The sequence below is a fragment of the Brevibacterium aurantiacum genome, from assembly GCF_900169065.1.
GTDB lineage: Bacteria > Actinomycetota > Actinomycetes > Actinomycetales > Brevibacteriaceae > Brevibacterium > Brevibacterium aurantiacum.
The window spans coordinates 1-23,650 of the sequence record NZ_FXZB01000039.1; the positions used below are offsets into that span (position 1 = coordinate 1).

Here is a 23,650-nt window from a genome sequence, read left to right on the forward strand (position 1 = left end):
TCTATAATCATGAACGGCCCCACGGATCCCTCGACGGATTAACACCATCGAGATGCTGGGAACGCTGGAGCGCAGAGAACCAATTAGCTATCGCATAGCCGCTGGACTGCTAACGGGGACCCAATCAGATCCTCACAAATGGAAGTGGAGAAGTATGAAGAAGCTCCGTAACGGGCAACCGCCCGTGCGTAAGATCGCCGTCGGCAGCGCAGCTGCAGTCACCGCTCTGGGTCTGACCGTCATGGTCACCTCGCCCAGCGCAGCCGCCATCGAGCAGGACCCCAACGAAGAGGCTGAAGCACTTGGCCAGCTGGTCCAGTCGGAACTCCTCGACGATCAGCTCGTCGATGCCGCTGGCGCGTACAGCAGCTTCCCCAGCAATCCGGAGGAAGCTAAGACTCCCCTCAATGCAGAAGCACTGAGCGCCCTCGACCTGGATCTGGGCAATGGCGTCTCACTGCCCGTCATCAGCGAGCCCGGCGGCGAGGGCCTCCTCAAGCTCGGCGAGGCCGGAGCACTCAATGCATACGGCAATGCGCCATCCGCGGACAGCGCCAAGGCCAGTGCCGGTGCAGTCGGCAAGGATGGCGCCCTCAACGTCGATGACATCAACAACGGCGACTACGGCAACGCCGAAGTCGACCTCACGCAGGTCCTGGGACAGGCCGGTCTCGATGGAGTCACCGACAACATCGTCGACGAGCTCTCGCTCTCCCTGGGCGCAGTCGCATCTACGGCAGAGGCAAACGGCTCGGAAGACCCATCCTCTGAGTATGTCGTGGCCGATGGCGTCATGACTGTCTCCAGCCCCGCAGTCGGCGGACTCTCAGACGAGCTCAACAAGGTTGTCGACGGAGCCGGCGGCACCCTCGAAGATGTCATCGCCAAGGAAGGCCTGGCTGACAAGCTGGCCAACGCTGGCATCGACCTCAACGCTGGTGTGGCTGACCTCAGCCTCGGCGGCGAAGGCACCACCGTTGACATTGAAGCTCAGGATGCTCTCAACAGCGTCGTCGAGAACGTCGTCAACGAAAAGCTTGAAGACAAGGCGGGCGTCGCCTCGATCGACCTCAAGAACGGTGACATCAAGATCGACCTCGCCAAGGTCGTCAACGGTGAGAACGGCGAGGACCTCAACGGCCTCGACCCCAACACCCAGGTCCTGACTTCCGAGACCATCGGAAAGATCACCGACGCAGTTGCTGAAGCTCTCGGCACGCTGAGCGGCAAGTTCAACGAGACTCTCAAAGACGGCCTCAACGACGCTCATGCCAAGATCTCCCTGCCTGCTAAGGGCTCACTTGCGGGCATCCCAGCTGACGGCAAGATCGACATCGATGCGACCCTCGGCCAGCTTGCCGGCACCGGCGAAGGCGACCCGGAGATCACCACCGATCTCAAAGTCGCCGGAGTCGACCTTGGCAGCCTGATCAACACAATCACCGATCCCCTGCTCAAGGGACTCCTGGGAGTCACCCAGCCGCTTATCGGTGGAATCGTGAACACCACTGCCGATCAGGTCACCGGCGGAGTCACCGACGCCGTCGATCCGATCCTCTCGGGTCTCGATCCCGTCTTCGAAGGCCTCAACAAGATCGTCGACCTGACGATCAACGAGCAGCCCACCAAGCGCGATCCTGCTGAAGACAGCAACGTCAAGGGCACCGACGCTGACGGCTTCACCGTTAACGCCGTCAGCCTCGAGCTGCTGCCAGGCGGCGTCCCCTCAGCGGGCGGCGCACAGGCCGCCCCTCAGGCAGCCGACGCACTTGCTGACATCAACCTGGCCTCGTCCTCGGTCCGTGCGACCGCAGCCGACGAAGCACCAGGCGATGACGCAAACGCTGACGACACCGCTTCCGCTGATGCCGATGACTCGGCCTCTGCAGACGCAGACGACTCCGCAGCAGCAACCGCTGACGCAGACGACTCGGCTTCGGCAACCGCTGACGCAGACGACTCGGCTTCGGCAACCGCTGACGCTGATGACTCGGCTTCCGCTACCGCAGATGCTGATGACTCGGCTGCCGCCAACGAAGAGGCCAACACAACGGCTGACGCAGACGACTCGGCTGCTTCCAACGCTGACGTGAACGCATCGGCCAACGCGGATGACTCCGCAGCTGCCACCGATGACGCCAACGCCTCCGCTGACAGCAACGACGAGGCAAATGCCTCGGCGAGCTCAGCTGACGACGCAAACGCCAGCAACGATGCCAGCGCATCGGCTGCTGCTGACGGTGGCGACCTGCCCCGCACCGGTGCCAACGGCACCTTGGCGCTGGGTGGGCTCGCAGCTCTCCTCGTCGCCGGCGGTGGAATCGCAATCTACCTGACGCGCCGCAACCGCTCAGGTCTCTGAGACTGAGTCTCTTAACCGTGTGAACGGTTGATACCACGCAGAAGGCGGGGTCGGAGTGAAAACTCCGGTCCCGCCTTTCGTCTGTCTGAAACCGACGGCGCAGTTCACACAGTCACCGTCGTTCACACAGTCACCGTCACAGGCCCCGTCCGGCCTCCCACGGCTCTTCCGAGGAACCGGTGATCAATGCGTTGACGGACATGGCCTGCGCATCGGTGAAGGAGGCGATGTAGTCCACGACCGCCCGAGCCCGTCCCAGCCTGACGATGGCACTGGCGCCTTCTTCGCCGAGGCTGGCCGGATCCCTGTCGTAGAGCTCCTGGTACTCCTCGGTGGCGGCCTCAACCGAATCGAGGAGACGCCGAGGAATCGTGGTCGCCTCGTCGGGATCGCGCAGCCAATCGTGGAAACCCTCCACCAGGGAGGCGATGATCCGGGTCTGCCCCCGCTGATACACCGCGAGATCTGAACGTTCGAGCACGAACCTCGAGTGGACGAACTTCAACACCACCACGTCGTGCCAGGCGGTGTCGGACAGGCGCACATGCCCGCTGCGGACATGTGGCTGCGCATCGACGACGATGGAGGCCTTGAGCCGATCGATCCACCGCCTTGTGAACGCGGTGACGGCCCGGTCAGCCTCCAGTCCCCCGTCATAGGGCACTGCCAGCAGCCCCTCGACAAGATCCCTATTGACTCGCTGCACCGATTGCCGGAACGCATCCTCATCGGCGATCCACGGGTCCTTCTCCTGAATGTGGCGCCACATCGACTCGAGCGCGTGGCCCGGCCGGCGACGATCCAGCTCCGTGTCATGCAGCTGCTCCAGCTCACGGCAGTCGCCCAGCCACCGGCCCAGCTCGGCAGAGACACTGGTGTACTGCAGGATGTTCGACCGGTAGAAATCATCGAGGTCATGCACCGCATAGGCGATGTCATCGGCGACATCCATCACCGCGCACTCCAGCGTCTGCTGGTACCGGCCCATCCGCGGGAACACCGACAGTGCATCGTGCATCTCCGCCGTCTCGGTCGCGTAGGCAGAGAACTTCATCGCCCCCTGCGACACCTCGTCACCAACTCCCCTGGGCATCTCGGCCGAGCTCAGCCGCTGATGCTGCGTCCAATCGCTGCGCGCCCACGGGTACTTCAACACCGCGGCCTTCACCGCTCGCGTGAGATTGAGCCCCCGCGCCGTGGCGTCACAGCTGTCGAGGGCGGTGAGGATGCGGAAGGTCTGCGCGTTGCCCTCGAAACCGTCAGGCAGACGCAGCACCGATCGTGAGACACGATCGAGTTCCTTCTCGCCGAGGTGGCCGAACGGAGGGTGGCCCATATCGTGGGCTGCGGCGGCAGCCTGAACCACCACCGGATCGCATCCCCCGAGTTCGGACAGCATCGTCCGGGTGCGCTCATCGGAGTTATTCAAGGTGATGGCGATCGACCTGGCCACGGCAGAGACCTTGAGCGAGTGCGTCAATCGGTTGTGGATGACTGTGCCCGAGCCTGCCTGCGGGATGACCTGGGTGACGGCGGCCAGTCGCGAGAAGAAGGGGGAGAATCGGATCCGTTCGATATCGACACGGAACTCGTCCTCGCCAGGTTGACCCGCCTCGGCGACGTCGCGGTCGCGTCCACCCTCAGTGTGAAGTTTCAGTCTCTCCGTCATGATGGCCCCAGCCTACAGAATCGCCGCCCCGGTCGGGAGCGACAAGGCGGCGTTGGCTAGCATGAGGTGTTCTGCCTACTCAGGCGCCCACTCACCCTCAGGAGACCCATCCTCATGGCCACACCGAAAAAAGACGTCGACGCATGGGCGGCGACTCTCGCCCAGGGACAGTCCGTGCCCTTCCTCTTCTCCCGCGGCAAGTCCATCGGGCTCATCATCGCCTGTGTGATCTTCATCCTCGTCGGCCTTGCGATGGCGTTCGGCGGCTCCATTCTGTGGATGATCCTCGGCTGGGTCGCGGTCGCCTTCTTCCTCCTCGGCCTCATCGTCATGGTCCGCAGGCTCTTCGCCCGCACTCCTGGGCTGACGGTCTCCCCCGAAGGCATCACAATGAAGACCGCCAAGGCGGGACTCGTCCCTTGGTCACAGCTCGTCGACGTCCGCGCGGTGAAGCAGAACTCGAACGTCTTCATCGAATTGGTCATCACCGAACAAGAAGCTGAGCGCCAGGCCGCGGCCGGCCTCGGAGTGGCGACGAGCACGTCAGAGGACGGCGCCGAGGAAAAGGTGCTTTGGGCCCCGAACGGTCTTGCAGTGAGCAAGCCCGAGCTGTGCTACTGGCTTGATCAGGAACGCAAGGCCCGCACCAGCGTGTGACAGCAAGGGATACGACGAAGCGGCCTGCTTCTGGAAACCAGTTCATTCCAGCGGGCCGCTTCATTGGATCTCGAGGGTGTCGTTGGATCTCGAGGCGACGGCAGCGCCCTGCCCGCCGGGATCAGTCCGTGCGCTTGAAGGTGTTCCGCCCGGTGACCACCAGCCATATCCCCAGAACAGTCATCACCACACTTGCGCCGGCCATGACGATGTCACTCACACTGGTGATCCCCTCTTCGACCAGCACCGAGGCGACCGCGAAGGTGCCGGCGAGGCCGAATACGATCAGTGCGACGCCGCCGATTCTCAGCGTGCGCTTGCTCCGTCCGAACACGAGGAAGACCAGATAGGCGCCGAGAAGGCCCAGCACCCCGACCCCGGCGAAGGCTTTGAAGGCCCCTTTGCCAGGGTCGTCATTGACGGTGACCAGGCAGAAGATCCCAATGCCGCCAAGAAAGAGCACCGGCAGACCGATGGTGAGGATGAAAGCCTCAACACTGGTGACGAAGGTGTGCAACGGGTCTCGGACGCCGAAGTCTTCGACGGAGCTGCGCACCTCGGTGATGCTCACGGGTTCGGACTCATGCGCAATGAGACAACGTTCGAGGCGGCGGCGGTGACGGACGTGGACGACGATCGTGAAGATCGGCCACCCGACGAGCGCGAGGGCACCGATTGCCCCCACCCCTTGGGCGAGGCCCGGCAGGGTGTGAACCAATGTTCCACAGATGAGGAGGAGAATTGCTCCGGGAAAGAACATGCAGACTACTTGGGCCTTGAACGTCACCCGGGCACCACGATCCCCTCATCCATTCCGCTCCCTGCTGAGCGGCCCCGGACAATGATATCCCCGGCCAGCCGCCCACAATCCTTGAGACTTGCATCACAGTGGCGTAGCGTCATAGGCACAACAGGAGGTGAGTTCAATGACTGGAGTCAACGAAGATTTCTATCAGCCGGGGACCCATCCGGGCGACATCATCGACGTCTGGGATGAAGAGGCCGGTGAGATGGTCAAGCACATGATCATCCTCGACGAATTCGGAAACGGTACGAAGACACGTCCCCTCTACGACGACGAGAAAGAGGACGCCGCGGAGTAGCCGCCCCTCACCACCAGGCTCGAACGGTCTCGGTGGGTCCGTCCACCTCGGTGAAGCCCGCGTCGACGACGCTCACGGGTCGATGATCTGTTGCCCACTCGGCCTTCGTGGGTGTGACCACGCGCAGACTGAATCCTGTTTCGCGCCACCGATCGCGAACCTCGGCGGGCATCTGCTCGTAGGCCAGCTGTGCACCGTGGCCGCACTGTGCCGCGGCTTTCCCCGTCGTCAGCGTCACCAGCGGTGAAAGTTCGATCGTCACGACGGCCATGTCCGCGGTCACTGAGGTGCCTCCCTCATCGGGGAACTCGGTGCCGCCGACCTGCAGCTTCTTCAACTCCTTCGGCAGCGGCTCGACCGGACCCGGAGGGAAGACAAACGCCTCGGCGGGACCGAAGTCATCCGTGCCGCCGAATTCCACCTTAACGCACCCCAAGGCTCGTGCATCGTCGAGTTTCTGCCCGTCTCCGCGGCGAACGACCTTGCGGATGGCCCCGTCACGCCAGTACTCGACCGCTTCGTGCCATTCGCCCTCAGGTTGCGAGCGCGGGTCGTCGAGGAAGGCGACGACGGCTCGGGCGGTGGCTTCGACGACGTCGATGTGGCGGGCGATGTTCGTCTTCGACCGCCGGACCACGATCGGCAGGGACCACGGAATCTCGTGGTCGTACTCGTGTCTGCGCATGTGCTCGGTCATGGTGCCAATCCTAGTCAGCGCAGTCGCGCTCGTGGAGTGATCGGCTCATTCCTGGGATGCGCGTGCCGACCGTGGTTCAGTCATCTGTGATCAGACCCATACGGGCGAAGAGTCGAGCTGCCGCGGCACGCGAACTCTGATTGACCACGCGCCCGATCTCGGGGTCGCCCGACAGGAGCGATTCGGCAAGCCCCTGGGCCTGTGCGAGTGCGATATGTGCGGGCAGCGGTGGCGTGTTGCGGTCGCATCTCACGTCGAGGACGACCGGTCGGTCGGCGGCGAATGCTTCGTCGAAGGCGGGTCCGATCTCACTCGGCTCTTCCACTCTCACACCTTTGAGGCCCAGCAGCTCCGCATATCCGGCGTAGTCCATCGGCTCCACCATCTGCGCGGTGTCCCACCGTGGATCTCCTGCTTCGCGCATCTCCCAGGAGACTTGGTTGAGGTCACCGTTGTTGATGATGAGCACGATGAATGTGGGACTCGCCCATTCTTTCCAATGCCGTTTGACCGTAAGCAGGCCGTTCATTCCCATCATCTGGAAGGCACCGTCGCCGATCGTGCACACCACGGGCCGCTCGGTGTGGGCGAATTTCCCCGCGAGTGCGTAGGGCATGGCCGCAAGCATTGAAGCCATCCGGCCAGAGAGGTTGCCCATCTGGTTGGGGCCGAGTTCGATGTGAAAGCCGTACCAGTCGGCCGTGCTTCCTGCGTCAGCGGTGATGATCGCGTTGTCCGGCAGCTTCTCGTTGAGCGAGACATAGACGCTGCGGGGATTGATCGGGTCGGCTTCGGTCTGCGCCACCCGCGTGTTCTCTTTCCTCCAGTTCTGCTGTTGGCTGGCGATCTTCTGCTGCCATTCGGTGCTGTGCTGGTCCAGATGCGGCAGCAGGGCTGAGAGTGTGGTCAGCGCATCTCCCCATAGGTTCACTTCGGTCGGATAGCGGATTCCCAGATGTCGCGGCGACAGGTCGATCTGGACGCCTCGTGCCTGTCCGGTTGGAGGCATGAACTCACCGTAGGGGTAGTTCGTGCCGACCATGAGGAGGGTGTCGCACTTCTGGATCATGTCGTAGCTCGGTCGTGAGCCCAGAAGCCCGAGCTGCTGCGTGTGGTAGAGCACGTCGCCGGGCACGACCTGTTTGCCCAGGAGCGTGGTGATGACACCGGCACCGAGGCGATCGGCCACGGCGAGCACCTCATCCGTGGCACCGATGGCGCCCTGTCCGACGAGCATCGCGACCTTTTCCCCGGCGTTGAGCACCTCTGCGGCTCTGACAAGGGCATTGTCATCGGGCCGCAGCCGATCCTCCACAAAGCCGATGCCGCTGCGGGAGACGAAATGCTCAGTTGTGGGCTCTTCCATACCCATGGTTTGGATGTCGGCCGGCAGAACCACGACGGCCGGTCCCCGGTAGGCTTTGGCCATCCGCACAGCCTTGTCGACGACGAGTTGGGCGTGCATGGGCGTGGCCACGGTTTGGACGAAGACTGCGGCGTCGGCGAACATGCGTTCGAGGTTGATCTCCTGCTGGAATTCAGACCCGAGTGATACTCGCGCCTGCTGGCCGACGATCGCGAGGACCGGTGCGTTGTCTCCCTTGGCGTCGTAGAGACCGTTCATGAGGTGGATGGCCCCGGGCCCGGAAGTCGAAATGCACACGCCGACTTCGCCGGTGAACTTCGCGTGAGCGGTGGCCATGAATGCGGCTTCCTCTTCATGGGTGGGCCGAACATACCGGAAGTCCTTGCCGTCTCGCTGGGCACGGCCCATAGCACCGTCGAAGCCGCCGATGCCGTCGCCGGGATAACCATACCACTGGTGCAACCCCCACTCGATGAGTCGATCGATGATGAAGTCGCTCACTGATGTCGCCATTGCTATCACCTTCGCAGTTCTTTGTCCGGTTTGCTCTCTGTGCCGGCTTCTCGGGCTCCGGTGTCACGACCTCTCACTGTTTGGAGCCGACTGGCTCCACCGTGAGGGGTCAGGGAGTCCGAATGAGCTTCTTATTGACGAATTCCTGTATGCCTTCGGCCCCGAGCTCGCGTCCCACGCCTGAACGCTTCGTACCGCCGAATGGGAGGTCAGGTTCGGTCCAGGTGGCTTGATTGATCCAGACCATCCCGGTGTCGACCCGGTCTGCCACTCGTTGTGCTTTCTCGACATCGGCGCTGACCACGGTCCCGCCGAGGCCGAACGAGGAGTCATTGGCCAAGGCGATCGACTCGTCCTCGTCGTGTACGGAGTAGACCACCGCGACCGGGCCGAACAGCTCCTCCGAGTAGGCACGCATCTGCGGCGTCACTCCTGTCAGCACCGTTGGCTGGACGAACGCGCCAGCGCGATCGACGCGTTTGCCGCCTGTGTGCACATGTGCGCCGTGGTCGATTGCGTCCTCAACCTGTTCTATGAGATCGACGGCCGCCTGCTCGGAGGACAACGGTGCCATTGTTGTGGCTGGATCATTCGGGTCGCCCGCGACGAACTGCGACATCTTCTCCGTCAGCAGCGCCACGAAATCGTCGTAGATGTCTTCATTGATGATGAAGCGCTTCGACGCAATGCAGCTCTGTCCTGAATTCGCCATGCGTCCGGCCACTGCCGCACTGACCGTGGCCTCGAGATCCTGGGCGTCCAAAACGATGAACGGGTCGCTGCCGCCGAGTTCGAGGATCGATTTCTTCAGGTTCGTGCCGGCCCCTCCGGCTACCGCAGAGCCGGCAGCTTCCGATCCGGTCAGGGAGGCTCCCCTGATCCGTTCGTCGGCGATCATCGTCTGGATCTGATCGTTGTCGGCGAAGACATTGCGGTAGCAGTCCTTCGGAAGCAGTGCATCTGACATGATCTGTTCGAAGGCCAGCGCGGACTGGGGAGTGTTCGAGGCGTGCTTGAGGATGATCGTGTTGCCTGCCGCGAGGTTCGGTGCGGCCAGCCGTGTCACCTGGTAGTAGGGGAAGTTCCACGGCATCACTCCGAGCAGCGGTCCGATCGGCTCGTGTTTGAGGACCGCTTGGCCTCCGCTGTTCGGTGACAGCTTCTCGTCGGCCAGGAGTCGCGGGGCTTCTTCGGCGTAGTAGCGCAGGATACTTGCGCACAGTTCGACCTCTGCTCGGGCTTCAACGGGCAGTTTGCCCATTTCGAGTGTCAGCAGGGCGGCGAGTTCGTCTCTGCGGTCATCCATGAGATCGGCGGCCTTGGACAGAGGCGCGGTTCGGTCTTCGAGCGGGGTGGTGCGCCATTTTTGGAATGCTGCATCCGAGTCCTCGATCAGCGCTGCGATAGTCGCATCGTCAGCTGTGGGAAATTCCTTGACGGTCTCACCTGTCGCGGGATTGATGGTTGCGAATTTCGCGCTCATGATGACTCCTTTCGTGGAACCGAGCTTCCGAGGCCCTGTTGCGGCCTGTCAATCAACCGTCCCAAATCCAGGCGGTTCCTGCTAGCCCTCCCCAGATCGACGATCTGCCGCTAAAATTGCTCTTCGCCCTCACTGCACGGTGTCTCAGTGTGAGCCCTCGTGTGCGAAATCGGAGACGGATGACGGAGGCGGCTGCCACTGCGATGAACCGAAGGTTGCCGATCGAAGATAACTGCGCATATAGTGAATACCGGTCAAGCAGTCGGCCCGCTATCTCATGGGGCCTGTGTGTATACGATGCTCAATAATCGAAGTGCGTCCAAATTCGACCTTTACCTTCCCGGCCAGCTCGTCGCTTCTCTGCATTACTCCATCGATGAGAACGAAATGCTGTTCATCTACTGCGAAGCCATCGAGATGGCAGAGGCAGAGCGCCATTGCAGAGAACTGATGCGACGCGCATTGGACGAGAGCCTGAACCGACGACTGAAGACGACGATCACCTGCCCGATCGCCCTCAAACATCTCCGAGCAGACACTCAGACTCCAGAACAGCATGATTCCTCGCTTCCGCAGAGAGGGTGAAGCTCGGTGTTCAAAACAACTCCTCCCACACGGCCTGCCCACGACCGCAGCGTCGGCGCAGAGACAATGATGTCAGGAGAGGATGCGAAACGTTCACTCGTCGTCTCTCACCGGCTGCCGGTCGAACGCTGTTCTGGGCGCTCGGTTCTGTCTCCCGGACTCGCCTCAAGTCTGATTCCGATGCTGCGGGATCGCGGTGGAGCGTGGGTCGGTTCGACCAGTGCTGAGCAGTGCAAGCAGTTCGAGCTCGACGGTGTGAGGCTCGTTCCGCTCGACCTCGACGCCGAGGAGCACTTCGCCTTCTACGACGGGTTCTCGAAAACCACACTGTGGCCGTTGTATCACGACGTGATCGTTCGCCCCGAGTTCCACGCTGCGTGGTGGAACGCGTATCGCTCGGTCAATGCTCGGTTCGCTCAGGCAGCAGTCGACTCAGCCGCGCTTGGGGCGACCGTGTGGGTCCACGACTATCATCTCCAACTCGTCCCGGAGATGATCCGCGCGCAACGTCCGGATGTTCGCATCGGATTCTATAGTCATCTCCCCTTTCCTCCGCGAGAACTGTTTGCTCAGCTGCCGTGGCGGGCCGATATTGTTCGTGGGCTGCTGGGCGCGAATGTGATCGGCTTCCAGCAGGACTCAGACCTGAATAACTTTCGCAGCGCAGCACTGCACTTCTCCGACGTTGAGTCTGGCGCACTCGACGAAGTCTTGGGCACCTTTCCCATGTCAATCGATGCCTGCACCATCCGTGATCTTGCGGCGGCCGCGACAACTCAGCTGGAAGCACGTCGGATGCGCATGAGCTTCGGCAACCCGGAGAAGCTCCTCGTTGGAATCGATCAGCTTGACCCAGCCAAGGGCATCGTCCACCGACTGCTCGCATACGAAGAGCTTCTGAACGAGGGTGCCATCGACCCCAAGACGACGGCGCTGGTCCAGATTGCTGTCCCGTCACGAGAAGGCCACACATCGAACGACGAACTGCGTGCCGAGGTCGAACAGCTGGTGGGACGCATCAACGGTCGATTCAGTACTCTTGAACGCGCCGCGATCTACTACTGTCACCGGTCGTCTTCGCTTGAGCAGATGGTGTCTATCTATCTCGCCGCTGACACTCTCCTCGCCACTTCGCTCCGCGCCGGAATGAATCTTGTCGCCAAGGAGTTCGTTGCTGCTCGTCATGGCCGAGGGGGCAGTCTCGTCCTATCCGAATTTGCCGGTGCGGCTGCGGAGCTCCACCAATCGCTGCTGGTCAACCCCTACGACATCGACGAACTCAAACTGGCCATATGGCGGGCAGCGGCGATACCCGATGACGAAGCACGACGACGCATCGATTCGATAGCTGAGATCGTCGCCGACCACGATGCCCGGTGGTGGGTTCGAACCTTCCTCGCGGCCCTGGAGCCGGCTGACCTCGCAACGGACCACGACATATCTCGGCCGATCAGCCCTGGGACGCAGCAGGGGCCGCCGGCATGCGGTCCCCGCTCGTCACTCCTGCCGAGGGAGCGTCATGTAGACATTGTGCGATGACTCTGAAGCTTCAGATACTGCGAGGCCGTTGAAACGCTGGGGCTGCCCACCATTGCAAAGAGCTGATGAGGCGTGCCTCAGCCGACGTTCGACGTCGCCGAATGACCATCACGGTTCCTTGCCCCATCACCCTGAAGGTCATCAGAAGGTTCACAGCAGCCAACGACCATGGAGCGTAGGCTTGGGCCCAATCTGTGAACCGACCTGGTGACGGGTTGCACTTCTTTCTGGAAGGAGGCCGCCATGGACTCCACGCCCGCACAACTGTCAACGGCTGAACTGCTCCACGACCTTCTCGCTGCAGACCGGGAGCTCGCTGATTTCTTGAATGAGCTGGCCGCAGTGGCAGCGAGCGAAATAACCGGAGATCTTCGCGTACTGGCCGGAATCACGCTTGAACGAGACAAGCGCACGATTATCGTCGGCAGCAGCGACGCCGAGGCCCGGAAGATGGATGAGGTTCAGGCTGGCTTCATGGAAGGTCCCTGTCTGCACGCCCAAACCTATCAAGAGCTGGTTCAGGTCCCTGATGTCCAGTACGAAACTCGGTGGCCAGACTACATGGCGGCGGTGCGCGAACATGGACTGCGCAGCGTGCTCGCAATCCCCCTCGAACTCGATGCCACGGCCAAGGCCGCGATGAACTTCTACACCACCGTTCCCGGTGCGTTCACCGAGACGAGGTCAGCCACCGCCCAGCGATTCGCCGACCTGGTCTCGAGAGCCCTGCGCGTGGCCGTCAGAATTGCGAGGTATGAGGAACTCTCAGACGCTCGACAACGCGCAATGGAGTCGCGCACGATCATCGACATCTCTGTGGGCATTACCATGGCACAGGCACAGTGCAGCCAGGACGAAGCCATCACCATCCTCAAGACCGCCTCGTCACATCGGAATATCAAGCTGCGCGAACTGGCGGAGGACCTGGTTGCCTCTCTTGGTCAGTCGGCACCGATCACCGCCTTCGAAGATTGACCGTTCGGGACCACGGTGTTCTCCAGCCACTGATGCGGGTCGAATGAGGGGGATTACGTAACCGACCGATCGACGCTGGCCTGTCGATATGAACTTGCCCCAGCTGAAATCCCTCGGACTCGGAGTTGTGACCGGAGCAGCAGTCACGGTCGGTGCGACACTGGGCCGACAGCTCGTCACGAAAGTCAAAGTCGGCAAAGGTCATCCGCTCAAGCACCGTGTGCTGGACTTGGCATCCGGAGCGCTCCAAGCGAAATACCCAATCGATGCCATGAGCACGTATCTCAACGGACTGCACATGTATGCCGATGACATGGGGCGGCAGGTCGAAGCCGCACATTTCTGCATCCATCTTCGTCACGACCTCCACCAATGCGTGATCTTCGATAGGAATGCCACCGACGCCCGACTCATCGGCATCGAATACATCATCAGCGAGGAACGATTCCGCACTCTCCCCGCTGACGAGAAGAAGCTGTGGCACAGTCACCACTATGAAGTGAAGTCAGGCATCCTCACGGCGCCGGGAGTGCCGGAGATCGCCGAACATTCCTACTTCAAGGACCTGGTGTCGACCTACGGCAAGACTTTCCACACGTGGCAGTACGACCGTGAGGACTTCCCCTACGGTGTCCCGCAGCTGATGATGGGATTCACCGCCGATGGACAGGCGAACGAGGACATCATCCGGGCCAGAGATGCCAGAGTCGGAGTGTCGACCCGGAGCAAACGAGCCAGTCGGGAGGACATCGCGACTCCGCAGGTCGATCCTGGAGCCAATCATTGGGAGAGCGGGCAGAGCCTGCAGACGACCACAGAGGATGTGCCGTTCCGGTCGTCGCTCAGACCTCGCTGACCAGCCTCATCGATACGATGGCGGCGTCCGACGAAGGGGAAGGCTCACTTGTGCTTCTCGGGCCTGCCGGAGGCCCTCCGAAGAAGTTCGCCAGCAAGGGACCGACGATGCACGCCACGATGATGAAGATGATGCCCCACTTAACCTCTTTCCGGAACAGCAAGATGACGCCTGAGACGGCGAGAATCGCCGCCACGACCCAAAAAATGATGAGCATTGTCTTCTCCTTCGCTTCCTGAGGATGAGCAGGAGCTGTTTTCAGCGTGGCACTCCACTGACCACCTGACAAGGGGGTACGGAACTGCACAGCGGAGGGCCCGGTGGGCAGAATGATCTAGCTCCGCCCAGCAAGGGCCTGCAGCAGATCCTTCGCCCGCCGGTCGACGTTCTCCGTGAGCATCTCGTTGCTCAGGAAGGAGAATCCGATCCCCTCATCGATCCACGCCCCATGCAGGCTCCCGCCCGCGCCCGAGTGTCCGAAGGCTCGCTCCACGGGACCGTACGTGCCGATCGGGTCGGCGAGTTCGAAGCCGAGACCGAAGTGCAGGGGCCGATCGTTGAGAACGTCGAGTCCCTCTGAGCGTGTCCGCAATGCGTTGTCCATCGCGTCAGCTGAAACGATGCCCCCGCCGAGGCGGCCGGGCGTGACTAGCAGTGAGTACAGTTTCGCCATCGCATCGGCAGTGCCCATCCCGCCGCCGGCTGAGATCTCCGCGGCGTGGAAGGCTCGGGTGTTCATCGGCAGGCTCGGTGCCAGGAGTGAGGCATACATGCGGTCGATGACGGCCCGACGCGTGGGGTCGTTCCTGAGGTAAGTCGAGACCGAGTAGCCGGGTGCCTGGAAGATCGGGGCCGCTCTGTCCTCGTCGTCGGTCGGCAATCCCAGGTGCAGGTCCAGACCGTAGGGCCGCGCGAGGTCGTCCTGCAGCCACTGTGCCACGGTGCGGCCGGTAGCGCGGAGGACGATCTCCGACATCAGGTATCCGTAGGTCACCGCATGATAGGCGACCTTCGTCCCGGGCTCCCAGAGCGGGCTCTGCTGCGCGAGGATGGCGGCCATTCTCCGGGAGTCGAGGAACGTCCACTGTGCATCGTCCATGCGCGGTCTGTTGTTCGCATCCAGTGAAGGATCCGGATCGACATAGGGCAGGCCCACCGTATGCGAGAGCACCTGCCCGACGGTCACCGCCCCCTTACCGGCTGCCGCAAACTCCGGCCAATAGTCGGCGACCGGAGCGTCGACATCCAGCAACCCCTCCCCCGCCGCTTTGGCCGCAATCGTTGCCACCAGACCCTTAGTGCCGGAGAAGAACACCGCCAGGGTCCGTTCGTCCCACTCCCTCGCCGAGGTGTCTGTGCGCTTGCCGACGACACCGGCCCGGAACCGAATGGCCGGTTCGCCCGCACGGTAGACGCTGAAGGCCATCCCGCCCTGGCACTGCCCGGCGTGATGCCGGAACACCGTGACCAGGCGATCGAGGGCCCCAGCCCGGAGCAGGCCATCTGCCCTGCCTTGGTCGACTTCCATCGTGTACGTGCCACCATCTTTGAGGTCGATCATCAGTGGGCGGACAGCTCCTTCAGCTCCGGGGACTGCTCACCATCATCCCATGCCGGGATGCAAGACGACCTTGGAATACCCCTCCTCACGGCGATCAAACCTGTCGTAGGCGTCGGGGGCATCCTTCAGCGGCAGTTCCTGGGAGACGACGAAGCCGGGTTCGGCACGACCTGCGATGATCAGATCGCGCAACCGGTGAGCGTAGCGCTTAGCATCGGCCTGGCCTGTGCCGATCGACTGCCCCTTCTCGAAGAGTCGACCCATTTTGACCAACAGCTCCCCCTTGGCCGAGTGCTCGTCAGGGGCGCCGGGATCAGACGGCAGGTAGAGTTCCACGACGCCGATTCCGCCGGTGTGGCGAACTGTCCCCACCAGTTGGTTGAGCACCGTGGCCGGCTGCTCTTCACCATCAGCGGCCGTGGCCTGATAGCCCACGGCGTCGACTCCGCGATCGGTGCCGTAGCCGTCGAGGGCGTCGGTGATCTGTTCGACCGGATCGCCGTCGTCGAAGTTGATCGGCTCCGCTCCCAGGTCGTGGGCCAAGTCCAGTCGGTTGGGCACATGGTCGACGACGAAGATGCGACTGGCGCCCTTCAGCCGAGCAGAGTACGCGGCCATAATCCCCACCGGGCCAGCCCCGTACACTGCAACCGTTTCACCGGGCTGCACACCGGCCAGCTCCGTGGCGTGATAGCCGGTGGGGAAGATATCGGCGAGCATCGCGAAGTCCTTCTCATACTCATCGCCCGGCGGCAGTGGTACGCAGTTGTAGTCTGCGAAGGGCACTCGCAGGTACTCTGCCTGCCCGCCTCCGTAAGGGCCCATTCCGACGTACCCGTATGCGCCGCCTGCCGTACCCGGTTCGTTGACCGTGAGGCAGAACGCGGACTTGCCTGCGCGGCAGTTGTCGCAGAATCCGCAGGCCACGTTGAACGGGAGCACGACGCGGTCGCCGGTTCTGACCCGAGAGACACCTTGGCCGGCCTCTTCGACGATGCCCATGTTCTCGTGGCCGAACGTGATCCCGGGTTCGGCATCGGTGCGGCCTTCGTACATGTGCAGATCTGAACCGCATATCGCTGTCGAGGTGATGCGGACGAGGACGTCCGTCGGATCCTGGATCACCGGGTCCTTGACGTCTTCGACCGCAACCTCACGTGGTCCTTTGTACACGACTGCTTTCTTCAGGAGATCACCTCCGCGGCCGCCTCGGCGACGGCCTGATCGTTGTCAACGGTGGATCCGCTCACGCCGACGGCACCGATCACGGTGTCATCGGTAAGGGTCAGTGGAATGCCACCGGGAAAGGTGATCAGTCCACCGTTGGAGAATTCAATGTGATAGAGCGGTTGCCCCGGCTGCACGGTGGGGCCGAGTTCGGCTGTCTGCATATCGAAATACCGGGCGGTGCGAGCCTTCTTGATCGAGATGTCGATGCTGCCCAGCCACGCCCCGTCCATCCTGGCGAAGGCCTTGAGGTGGCCGCCGACGTCGACGACGGCGACGTTCATCAGCAGATCCAATTCGAGGGCTCGTCGTCGCCCTGCGTCAACGGCGCCTTGTGCTTGGTCGAGCGAAACATCCTTGATGGTGCTGGTCATGATTGCACTCCTTCCAGACGGTCCTCTGTGCACGCGGTCATCTGCGCGCGCGACCAGAAATCGCCTTGCGCGCCATTGTGGACCCGCAGTTCGCAGCAGGGAACCCCTGCAACGGGAGGCACTGCGGGCATCCGGAAGTATGAGATGACTGACGTTGAGGCGGCAACGTCGAACCGACACCTCTGAGGCATGTATGCTGGTAGTACCTGCGAACCCGTCTACGGGTTCCCTGCGTCGACAGTACGCCTCGTCTCTGCGGCCGTGAATAATATCCGGCGCGTGTTTCCGAAGCCGTTTCCTCTCGGCGATCGAGAGCGCCAAACGGCGTTCCCACACCTTGTCCGGAACCGGCTCCCGTCACCATTCGGTGGCATCGGTGAGTCCTCCGGCATGTCGAAGGGCTATCCCATCACTCCCCCACATGACTCCAGCACGAATTCCGTCTCTTCCTCCACCAGGCAGCGACGACCAGTTACACCGAAGGCCGCGAACCCCGAGCCGGCGAATGCCGTCGCGGACAAGTCAGATGCCGCTCCCGTCACTTTCACCGAGCTCGGCGTTCCCTCTGCCCTGACCGAGCGTCTTCGCGCGGAGGGCAAAACCGAGGCCTTCCCCATCCAGAAGGACACTCTTCCGGACACTCTCGCCGGCCGTGACGTGCTGGGCAGAGGCAAGACCGGCTCCGGCAAAACACTCGCCTTCGCCATTCCCATGGTGACGCGCCTGTCAGAGGCCGGGGCTGCCGGCCGGAAGAAGGGCCGCCTTCCACGCGGCCTCATCCTCGCACCCACACGTGAGCTCGCAACCCAGATCACGAACGTGGTCGATCCCCTGGCCCAGGCCTACGGTATGTCGACGACAACCATCTTCGGCGGCGTGAAGCAGAGACGCCAGGAAATCGCCCTCAATGCAGGCGTCGACATCGTCGTGGCCTGCCCAGGACGGCTCGAGGACCTGCTCCAGCAGGGCCTGGTTTCCCTGGACGACATCGAGGTCACCGTCCTCGACGAGGCCGATCACATGGCCGATCTGGGCTTCCTGCCCGGTGTCACCCGCATCCTTGCCAAGACCCCGGAGCACGGCCAACGGATGTTCTTCTCTGCGACTTTGGACAACGGCGTGGACAAACTGGTGCGCCGGTTTCTCCACAACGAGATCCGCCACTCCGTAGACGATCCCAATTCGCACGTCTCCGCCATGACGCACCACGTCTTCGAGGTCGCCGATGAAGACAAGAACGATCTGATCCAGCGACTCGCCTCCGGCACCGGTCGCCGCATCCTCTTCACCCGCACCAAGCACCGGGCGAAGCGATTCACCCGGCAGCTGACCGCGCAGGGCATCCCCGCCGTGGATCTCCACGGAAACCTGTCCCAGGGTGCACGAGATCGCAACCTGGCAGCGTTCAGCGAGGGGAACGTGCGCGTGCTCGTCGCCACAGACGTCGCCGCCCGAGGAGTCCACGTCGACTCCGTCGAACTCGTCGTCCACGTGGATCCGCCGACCGAGCACAAGGCTTACCTGCACCGCTCCGGTCGCACAGCACGCGCCGGCAGCTCCGGCGAAGTTGTGACGATCATGCTGCCAGGTGAGCGCAGGGACACGCAGACGCTCCTGCGCAAGGCAGCCATCAAAGTGACTCCGCAGAAGGTCACAGCGGAGTCCCCTGTGGTGACCGACCTGGTGGGCGAAACCGCTGACTATGTCGACCCGCAGATCGCCATCCAGGCCGCAGCCGAGAAGCAGAAGGCGGAACAGTCACAGGGCGGACAGCGCTCATCCGGGCGTCGCCGTGGAGGCCGTGGCGGAAACAGCCGACGCAGTGCTGAGAACAGCCGCGGCGCAGACAACAGTCGCAACGGTGAAAGCGGTCGCGGCGGCCAAGCAGGCGGACGCAACTCCAGAAACGCTTCGGGCGGTCGCACCGCCAGGAACAACTCGCAGGGCAGCCGCTCGGGTGGAAATGCCCAGGAAGGACGCCCCGCGGCGAACGGCCGCGGCGGTCGTTCAGGTGCGAGTGCTTCAGGCAACCGCCGCAGCGAAGGTACCCGCAGCAACACTCGTGGGAACGCCGGCAACCGGCGCGGATCCGATAACCGAGGCACGAGCGCCGAGACTCGGGGACGCCACCGCAGCCAGGGCTCCGGCTCACGCACGGTCTACTCGACCAACTCCTGAGTAACTCGCCGAAGACGCACGGTCGTCGGCATCATCGGGCGCTGACTCGGCCCCCACGCTCGCCAGCAGTCCGACGACCGCGATCAGTGCCATACCGATCATCGCGGCGGCCATGATCCGCAATCGCACCTTCCCGGGTCGGACCAAGAAACGGACGAGCAGCAGCACTATGTAGAGCGCCACAACAGCAGCTCCGGTCGCAATCGCGAGCGGAGCTGCTGTTGCGCTGCTGACAGCGATCCACACCAGCACAACGGCGACTGCGAGCAGGAATAGTCCACCCGAGACGATCCATATTGTGCCTGACGAGCTGCGCAGTGCAGCCTGATCACCAATCTTGGTCGGGTCAAGATGATTGCGAGGGCGTTCATCCATGTGCCTCATCGTATTCCCGACTCCTCGGTCTGGCCATAGCTCAGAGTGCCTCAGGAACCAGCGTCCGCGGAACCTTCCCCGCAGGACCTGCTCACAGACGCTGTGCGCCCGCGCATTCTGTCGGGCATCTTACCCGTCACCCCTTCAGAATTTCGGCACGTCGGCGATGAGCGTGCGCGTGTATTCGTGCTTCGGGTTCTCGAGCACCTCGGCGGTGGGACCGTAGTCGACGATTGTGCCTTTGTTGAGCACAGCGAGGTTGTCGGCGATATGGCGTGAGAGCGCGATATTGTGCGTCACGAACAGCATCGCCAGATCGTGTTCCTTCCGCAGTGTGCGCAGCAGCCCGATGATCGAGGCCTGCACACTCACGTCCAGTGCCGAGGTGATCTCATCACAGACCAGCACCGAAGGCTGGTTCACGAGCGCGCGAGCGATCGCGGCTCTCTGCCGCTCACCGCCGGAGAGGTCACCCGGCCGACGGTGGTAGAAGCTGCGCCCCAGGCGCACCGAATCCAAGGCCTCTTCAACCTGCGCCTTCCTCGTCGCGGCAGTGCCATCACCGCTCATCTCCAAGGGCACGGTCAGTGACTGACCGATCGAGCGGCGCGGGTTGAGGGAGGAGAACGGGGACTGGAAGACGTACTGGATGCCCACCCGCTGCTCGTTCGTCCGCTTCCTCGTCGACCTCGCCAACTCTGCACCTCTCAGCGCCACGGTGCCTGAGTAGTCATCGTTGAGGCCGGCCACGCACCGTGAGAGTGTCGTCTTGCCCGATCCGGATTCACCCAGCAGCAGCGTGCAGTCGCCGGGTTCCAGGGTGAGGTTGATGCCGTCGAGGATCTGCGCCTTCCCGTAGGCAAGTGCCACGTCCTTGACCTGCAGCAACGGGGCATTCGCCGAGGTGGCTGCACCGTCCCCAGATTCCGTCGAGTCATCAGACTTCGACGTTCCCGCCGAGACGAGAATGTGCGTGGCCTTAGATTCTGACTCCGGTTCCGCTGCCGCACCCTCACCGATGGTCTTGCGACCCGCGAGGTCCGGCACCGCGGACATGAGCATCTTCGTGTACTCGTGCTGGGGATCCTCAAGCACGGACGCCACCGGGCCCTCTTCGACCAGGTCACCGCGCAGCATCACAGCCACCCGGTCGGAGATGTCCTTGATCACCGCGAGGTCGTGGGTGATGTAGAGGCCAGCGACGTTGTTCGCCACTGTCATCTGCCGGATCGTGTCGAGGACGACTGCCTGCGTGGAGACGTCGAGACCGGTCGTGGGTTCGTCGAGGATGAGCACATCGGGGTACATAGCGAAGGCCATGGCGATGCCGATGCGCTGCTGCTGACCGCCGGAGAGCTGATGCGGCCACCGCTTCTGATAGGCCTTGTCACCGGACAGTCCGACATCGACGAGCACCGCCGCCACCCGCTCGGAGCGTTCGGCTTCAGAGGATCCGAACTTGTGGATGTCGAGGACCTCACGGATCTGCTCCCCCACTCGCATCGCAGGATTGAGCGAGAGTGCAGGGTCCTGCGGGATATAGGCGATGCGCGATCCACGCAGGGACCGCACGGCCACCTCGTCGAGTTCGACCACCTCGACGGCCGTGTCATCTCCACGCGGCCACAGGCTCACGGAGCCGGAGGCGAATTTCAGGCCCTCTCGGAAGTGGCCCATGCAGGCCAGGCCTGCCGTGGTCTTACCCGATCCCGACTCCCCCACGAGGCCGAGGATCTCGCCGCGACTGAGTGCGAAGTTCACTCCATGGAGGATCTCGTCGCCGGCGTTCGTCGCGATCTTCAGATCGGTCACGCGCAGGACGATCTTCTCGTTGGGCAGGTTCGCATCATCATGGCGGACGGTGGTTGTCTCGGTGGTCATCATGCCTCCACTGAAGTCGATGCGGTGGCCCTGGCGAAGGAGTCCGCGAGCAGGTTGGTGCCGATGGTCAGCAGCGCGATGGCGATCACCGGCAGCAGCACACCCCAGGGTTGGATGCTCAGCGCGATCCGGTTCTCGTTGATCATCAGACCCCAGTCAGCCGCGGGCGGCTGCAGGCCCAGTCCCAGGAATGACAGGGACGCGATGTAGCCGATCGAGTAGGTCAGGCGCAGCCCGGCCTCAACGCTCAGCGGGCCGGTGATGTTGGGCAGCAGCTCTCGCAGGAGCACCTTCCACCGCGGCATCGCATACATCTCCGCGGCGAGGATGTAGTCCTCGGTGATGACGCCCAGGGTTGCCGAGCGTGCGACTCGGGCGATGCGTGGGGCGTGGGTCACGCCGATGACGGTCACCAGAACCCACCCTTGTGGTCCCAGTACTGTGATGGCCAGCAGCGCGAACACCAGCTGTGGGACGGCGAGGATGACGTCGTTGAGACGCATGACGATGGCGTCGAAGGTCCCGCCCACATAGGCGGCGAGCATCCCGATGATCGCGCCCAGAATCATGCCGAGCGCCGTGGCGAGAACCGAGTACACGATGAGGGTGAGTCCACCGGCGAAGAATCGAGAGAGCACATCGCGGCCGAGGTTGTCCGAACCGAAGAGCCCATGTGGGCTGAAGGGCTTGGCAACGAATTCAGTTGCCGTGTTGCCCGTGGCCCAGGGCAGCAGCAGCGGCCCGCAGAAGGCCAGGAGGAGGACGATGATGGTCAGTGTCAGACCGATCTTGCCCTGCTTCTGCGCCAGCACGCGTTTGAAGAACGGGGTGTAGGTGGTCTGTGATTCCTTCGGCACCTCACCACCGTCGACCGCGCTGCCTTTGAGGTCGTCGAGGTTGTTAGTGTTCGTGCTCATGCTGCACTCCTCAGCTTCGGATTGGTGAGGATACCGACGACATCGGCCGCCAGGTTCACCACGACGTAGACAGCGGCGACGAGCATGGAGATCGCCTGCACGACCTGCACATCACGGTAGGTCACCGCGTCGATGAGGGCTTGGCCCAGACCCGGATAGCGGAACAGGAACTCGACGACGACCACGCCGCCGGCCAACCACGCCAACTGGATCGCCACGACCTGCGCCACGGGGCCCAAGGCATGAGGCACCGCATGGCGGAGGATCACACGAGTTTCGGGAACACCCTTGAGGCGAGCCATCTCCACGAAACCGGAGTCGAGGACTTCGATCATCGTCGCTCGCATCATCCGCACGATGTAGGGGGTGACGACGAGGATGAGGGTCACGGTGGGCAAGATCAGCTGCTCGGGTCGACCCCACACGGGTTCGCCCGGTGGTGCCAGGGTGACCGCGGGCAGGATCTGGAAGACAGAGGTCGCGAAGATCGCGATCAGGCCGATGCCGATGACGAACTCGGGCATGGCCGCGAAGACGAGGCTGATGCCCGTCAGTGCCGAATCTCGGCGACCACCGCGGTGCAGTGCCGAGTAGACGCCCAAGCCGATGCCGAGTGGAACCGAGATGATTGCGGCCGCAGCCATCAGGATGAAGGAGTTGCCGATGCGATCGCTCAGCAGCTGCGCCACGGAACCGCCGCTGGCGGTCGAGGTGCCGAAGTCACCGACGAAGAGGCCGCCCAGCCAGGAGAAGTAGCGCTGCCAGGCTGGCTGGTTGAGGCCCAACTGCTCGTTGAGGGCGGCGATGCGTTCCGGAGTAGCCTGCTGGCCGAGGATCGCTCGGGCCGCATCTCCTGGGAGGAGGAGTGTGGCGCCGAAGACGAGGAGGGAGACTGCGATGAGGATGAAGGCGGAGAAGATCAGCCTGCGTCCGATGACTTTTCCGAACATGTCACACCTTTCCAATCCATACGCGGTCGAACCGCCACCCGCCCAGAGGACGCCCGGTGGAGTTCTTGACCAACCCGCCGACGTACTTCTGGAAGGCATCGACCTGGTTGGCGAACCCCCAGATGATGTAGCCGCCTTCGTCGTAGAGCATCTTCTGCAGTTCGTGCTCGCGGTCGCGTCTCTTCTCGACCTTGGGGATGCCGCGAACCTTGTCGAAGATCTTGTTGAACGCCGGGTCGTCCCAGTGGGTTTCGTGGCTCTTCGCAAACGAGAGTGTATACCGATGAATTTCAAACAGAGCGAGTCGCTACCCGGATAGACGTCGAGGTCTTCCGATGATGGAAGTTCTCACACTGCCCATCCGAAAGACCTCGACGTGGAC

General features: G+C 62.8%; 22 protein-coding genes. 8 read left to right on the forward strand and 14 right to left on the reverse strand.

Annotated features, from left to right (window positions below; translation table 11 throughout):
* Positions 1 to 154 precede the first annotated feature (154 nt).
* Positions 155 to 2,362, forward strand: coding sequence for a choice-of-anchor G family protein (locus tag BAUR9175_RS18005; protein WP_101584798.1), 2,208 nt, complete (start codon positions 155 to 157; stop codon positions 2,360 to 2,362).
* Between the two features lie 136 nt (positions 2,363 to 2,498).
* Here BAUR9175_RS18005 and BAUR9175_RS18010 read toward each other — a convergent pair whose 3' ends face one another.
* Positions 2,499 to 4,031, reverse strand: coding sequence for a deoxyguanosinetriphosphate triphosphohydrolase family protein (locus tag BAUR9175_RS18010; protein ID WP_101584800.1), 1,533 nt, complete (start codon positions 4,029 to 4,031; stop codon positions 2,499 to 2,501).
* Between the two features lie 114 nt (positions 4,032 to 4,145).
* Here BAUR9175_RS18010 and BAUR9175_RS18015 point away from each other — a divergent pair, with 114 nt between their 5' ends.
* The gene (locus tag BAUR9175_RS18015; protein WP_101584802.1) at positions 4,146 to 4,688 is read left to right on the forward strand and encodes an STM3941 family protein; all 543 of its coding nucleotides are present in this window, start codon (positions 4,146 to 4,148) and stop codon (positions 4,686 to 4,688) included.
* Positions 4,689 to 4,809: 121 nt separating this feature from the next.
* Here the strand turns inward: BAUR9175_RS18015 and BAUR9175_RS18020 are convergent, their stop codons facing one another.
* A complete protein-coding gene (locus BAUR9175_RS18020) occupies positions 4,810 to 5,448 on the reverse strand; it encodes a hypothetical protein (protein WP_141322654.1) in 639 nt (212 codons plus the stop codon).
* A gap of 166 nt (positions 5,449 to 5,614) precedes the next feature.
* On the opposite strand from BAUR9175_RS18020, the gene BAUR9175_RS19470 reads away from it, so the two are divergent.
* Positions 5,615 to 5,791, forward strand: coding sequence for a hypothetical protein (locus BAUR9175_RS19470; RefSeq protein WP_180959282.1), 177 nt, complete (start codon positions 5,615 to 5,617; stop codon positions 5,789 to 5,791).
* A gap of 7 nt (positions 5,792 to 5,798) precedes the next feature.
* On the opposite strand, the gene BAUR9175_RS18025 is transcribed toward BAUR9175_RS19470, so the two are convergent.
* The 3 genes from BAUR9175_RS18025 to BAUR9175_RS18035 form a co-directional block, all read right to left on the reverse strand.
* A complete protein-coding gene (locus tag BAUR9175_RS18025; RefSeq protein WP_101584806.1) occupies positions 5,799 to 6,488 on the reverse strand; it encodes an aminoacyl-tRNA hydrolase in 690 nt (229 codons plus the stop codon).
* Between the two features lie 76 nt (positions 6,489 to 6,564).
* Positions 6,565 to 8,367, reverse strand: a complete 1,803-nt coding sequence (locus BAUR9175_RS18030; protein WP_101584808.1) for a thiamine pyrophosphate-requiring protein — start codon at positions 8,365 to 8,367, stop codon at positions 6,565 to 6,567.
* A 109-nt stretch (positions 8,368 to 8,476) separates the two neighbouring features.
* Positions 8,477 to 9,850 carry an NAD-dependent succinate-semialdehyde dehydrogenase gene (locus BAUR9175_RS18035; RefSeq protein WP_101584810.1) on the reverse strand — a complete coding sequence of 458 codons (1,374 nt, stop codon included), beginning with the start codon at positions 9,848 to 9,850 and terminating at the stop codon, positions 8,477 to 8,479.
* Between the two features lie 288 nt (positions 9,851 to 10,138).
* Here BAUR9175_RS18035 and BAUR9175_RS18040 point away from each other — a divergent pair, with 288 nt between their 5' ends.
* The 4 genes from BAUR9175_RS18040 to BAUR9175_RS18055 all read left to right on the forward strand — a co-directional run bounded on the left by BAUR9175_RS18040 (position 10,139) and on the right by BAUR9175_RS18055 (position 13,805).
* Positions 10,139 to 10,435 (forward strand): hypothetical protein, encoded by a 297-nt coding sequence (locus BAUR9175_RS18040; protein ID WP_141322653.1) that lies wholly within the window; start codon positions 10,139 to 10,141, stop codon positions 10,433 to 10,435.
* Between the two features lie 6 nt (positions 10,436 to 10,441).
* Positions 10,442 to 11,974 carry an alpha,alpha-trehalose-phosphate synthase (UDP-forming) gene (locus tag BAUR9175_RS18045; protein WP_146000927.1) on the forward strand — a complete coding sequence of 511 codons (1,533 nt, stop codon included), beginning with the start codon at positions 10,442 to 10,444 and terminating at the stop codon, positions 11,972 to 11,974.
* Positions 11,975 to 12,217: 243 nt separating this feature from the next.
* Positions 12,218 to 12,949, forward strand: a complete 732-nt coding sequence (locus BAUR9175_RS18050; RefSeq protein WP_101584819.1) for a GAF and ANTAR domain-containing protein — start codon at positions 12,218 to 12,220, stop codon at positions 12,947 to 12,949.
* Positions 12,950 to 13,037: 88 nt separating this feature from the next.
* Positions 13,038 to 13,805 (forward strand): OBAP family protein, encoded by a 768-nt coding sequence (locus BAUR9175_RS18055; RefSeq protein WP_101584821.1) that lies wholly within the window; start codon positions 13,038 to 13,040, stop codon positions 13,803 to 13,805.
* Here the strand turns inward: BAUR9175_RS18055 and BAUR9175_RS18060 are convergent.
* From BAUR9175_RS18060 to BAUR9175_RS18075, 4 genes are all read right to left on the reverse strand, one after another.
* Positions 13,792 to 14,022, reverse strand: a complete 231-nt coding sequence (locus BAUR9175_RS18060) for a GPGG-motif small membrane protein (protein WP_101584824.1) — start codon at positions 14,020 to 14,022, stop codon at positions 13,792 to 13,794. The genes BAUR9175_RS18055 and BAUR9175_RS18060 overlap by 14 nt on opposite strands.
* 117 nt (positions 14,023 to 14,139) lie before the next feature.
* Positions 14,140 to 15,366, reverse strand: coding sequence for a serine hydrolase domain-containing protein (locus BAUR9175_RS18065; protein ID WP_257944372.1), 1,227 nt, complete (start codon positions 15,364 to 15,366; stop codon positions 14,140 to 14,142).
* A 42-nt stretch (positions 15,367 to 15,408) separates the two neighbouring features.
* Positions 15,409 to 16,539: a glutathione-independent formaldehyde dehydrogenase gene (locus tag BAUR9175_RS18070; RefSeq protein WP_101584827.1), complete on the reverse strand. Its 1,131-nt coding sequence runs from the start codon at positions 16,537 to 16,539 to the stop codon at positions 15,409 to 15,411.
* A gap of 11 nt (positions 16,540 to 16,550) precedes the next feature.
* The gene (locus tag BAUR9175_RS18075) at positions 16,551 to 16,967 is read right to left on the reverse strand and encodes a GlcG/HbpS family heme-binding protein (protein WP_101584829.1); all 417 of its coding nucleotides are present in this window, start codon (positions 16,965 to 16,967) and stop codon (positions 16,551 to 16,553) included.
* Between the two features lie 390 nt (positions 16,968 to 17,357).
* Between BAUR9175_RS18075 and BAUR9175_RS18080 the strand changes: the two genes are divergently transcribed.
* Positions 17,358 to 19,145 (forward strand): DEAD/DEAH box helicase, encoded by a 1,788-nt coding sequence (locus tag BAUR9175_RS18080; RefSeq protein ID WP_101584830.1) that lies wholly within the window; start codon positions 17,358 to 17,360, stop codon positions 19,143 to 19,145.
* Here the strand turns inward: BAUR9175_RS18080 and BAUR9175_RS18085 are convergent.
* The 5 genes from BAUR9175_RS18085 to BAUR9175_RS19815 all read right to left on the reverse strand — a co-directional run bounded on the left by BAUR9175_RS18085 (position 19,116) and on the right by BAUR9175_RS19815 (position 23,419).
* On the reverse strand, positions 19,116 to 19,520 hold the full coding sequence (locus tag BAUR9175_RS18085; RefSeq protein ID WP_101584832.1) for a hypothetical protein: 405 nt from the start codon (positions 19,518 to 19,520) through the stop codon (positions 19,116 to 19,118). The genes BAUR9175_RS18080 and BAUR9175_RS18085 overlap by 30 nt on opposite strands.
* 144 nt (positions 19,521 to 19,664) lie before the next feature.
* The gene (locus BAUR9175_RS18090; protein WP_257944373.1) at positions 19,665 to 21,404 is read right to left on the reverse strand and encodes an ABC transporter ATP-binding protein; all 1,740 of its coding nucleotides are present in this window, start codon (positions 21,402 to 21,404) and stop codon (positions 19,665 to 19,667) included.
* Positions 21,401 to 22,318 (reverse strand): ABC transporter permease, encoded by a 918-nt coding sequence (locus BAUR9175_RS18095; RefSeq protein ID WP_219618419.1) that lies wholly within the window; start codon positions 22,316 to 22,318, stop codon positions 21,401 to 21,403. The genes BAUR9175_RS18090 and BAUR9175_RS18095 overlap by 4 nt, the downstream gene beginning before the upstream one ends.
* Complete coding sequence (locus tag BAUR9175_RS18100; RefSeq protein WP_101574863.1) at positions 22,315 to 23,268, reverse strand: ABC transporter permease; 954 nt, start codon at positions 23,266 to 23,268, stop codon at positions 22,315 to 22,317. Before BAUR9175_RS18100 ends, BAUR9175_RS18095 begins: the two co-directional genes overlap by 4 nt.
* A 1-nt stretch (position 23,269) precedes the next feature.
* The gene (locus tag BAUR9175_RS19815; RefSeq protein ID WP_257944374.1) at positions 23,270 to 23,419 is read right to left on the reverse strand and encodes a hypothetical protein; all 150 of its coding nucleotides are present in this window, start codon (positions 23,417 to 23,419) and stop codon (positions 23,270 to 23,272) included.
* Positions 23,420 to 23,650 lie beyond the last annotated feature (231 nt).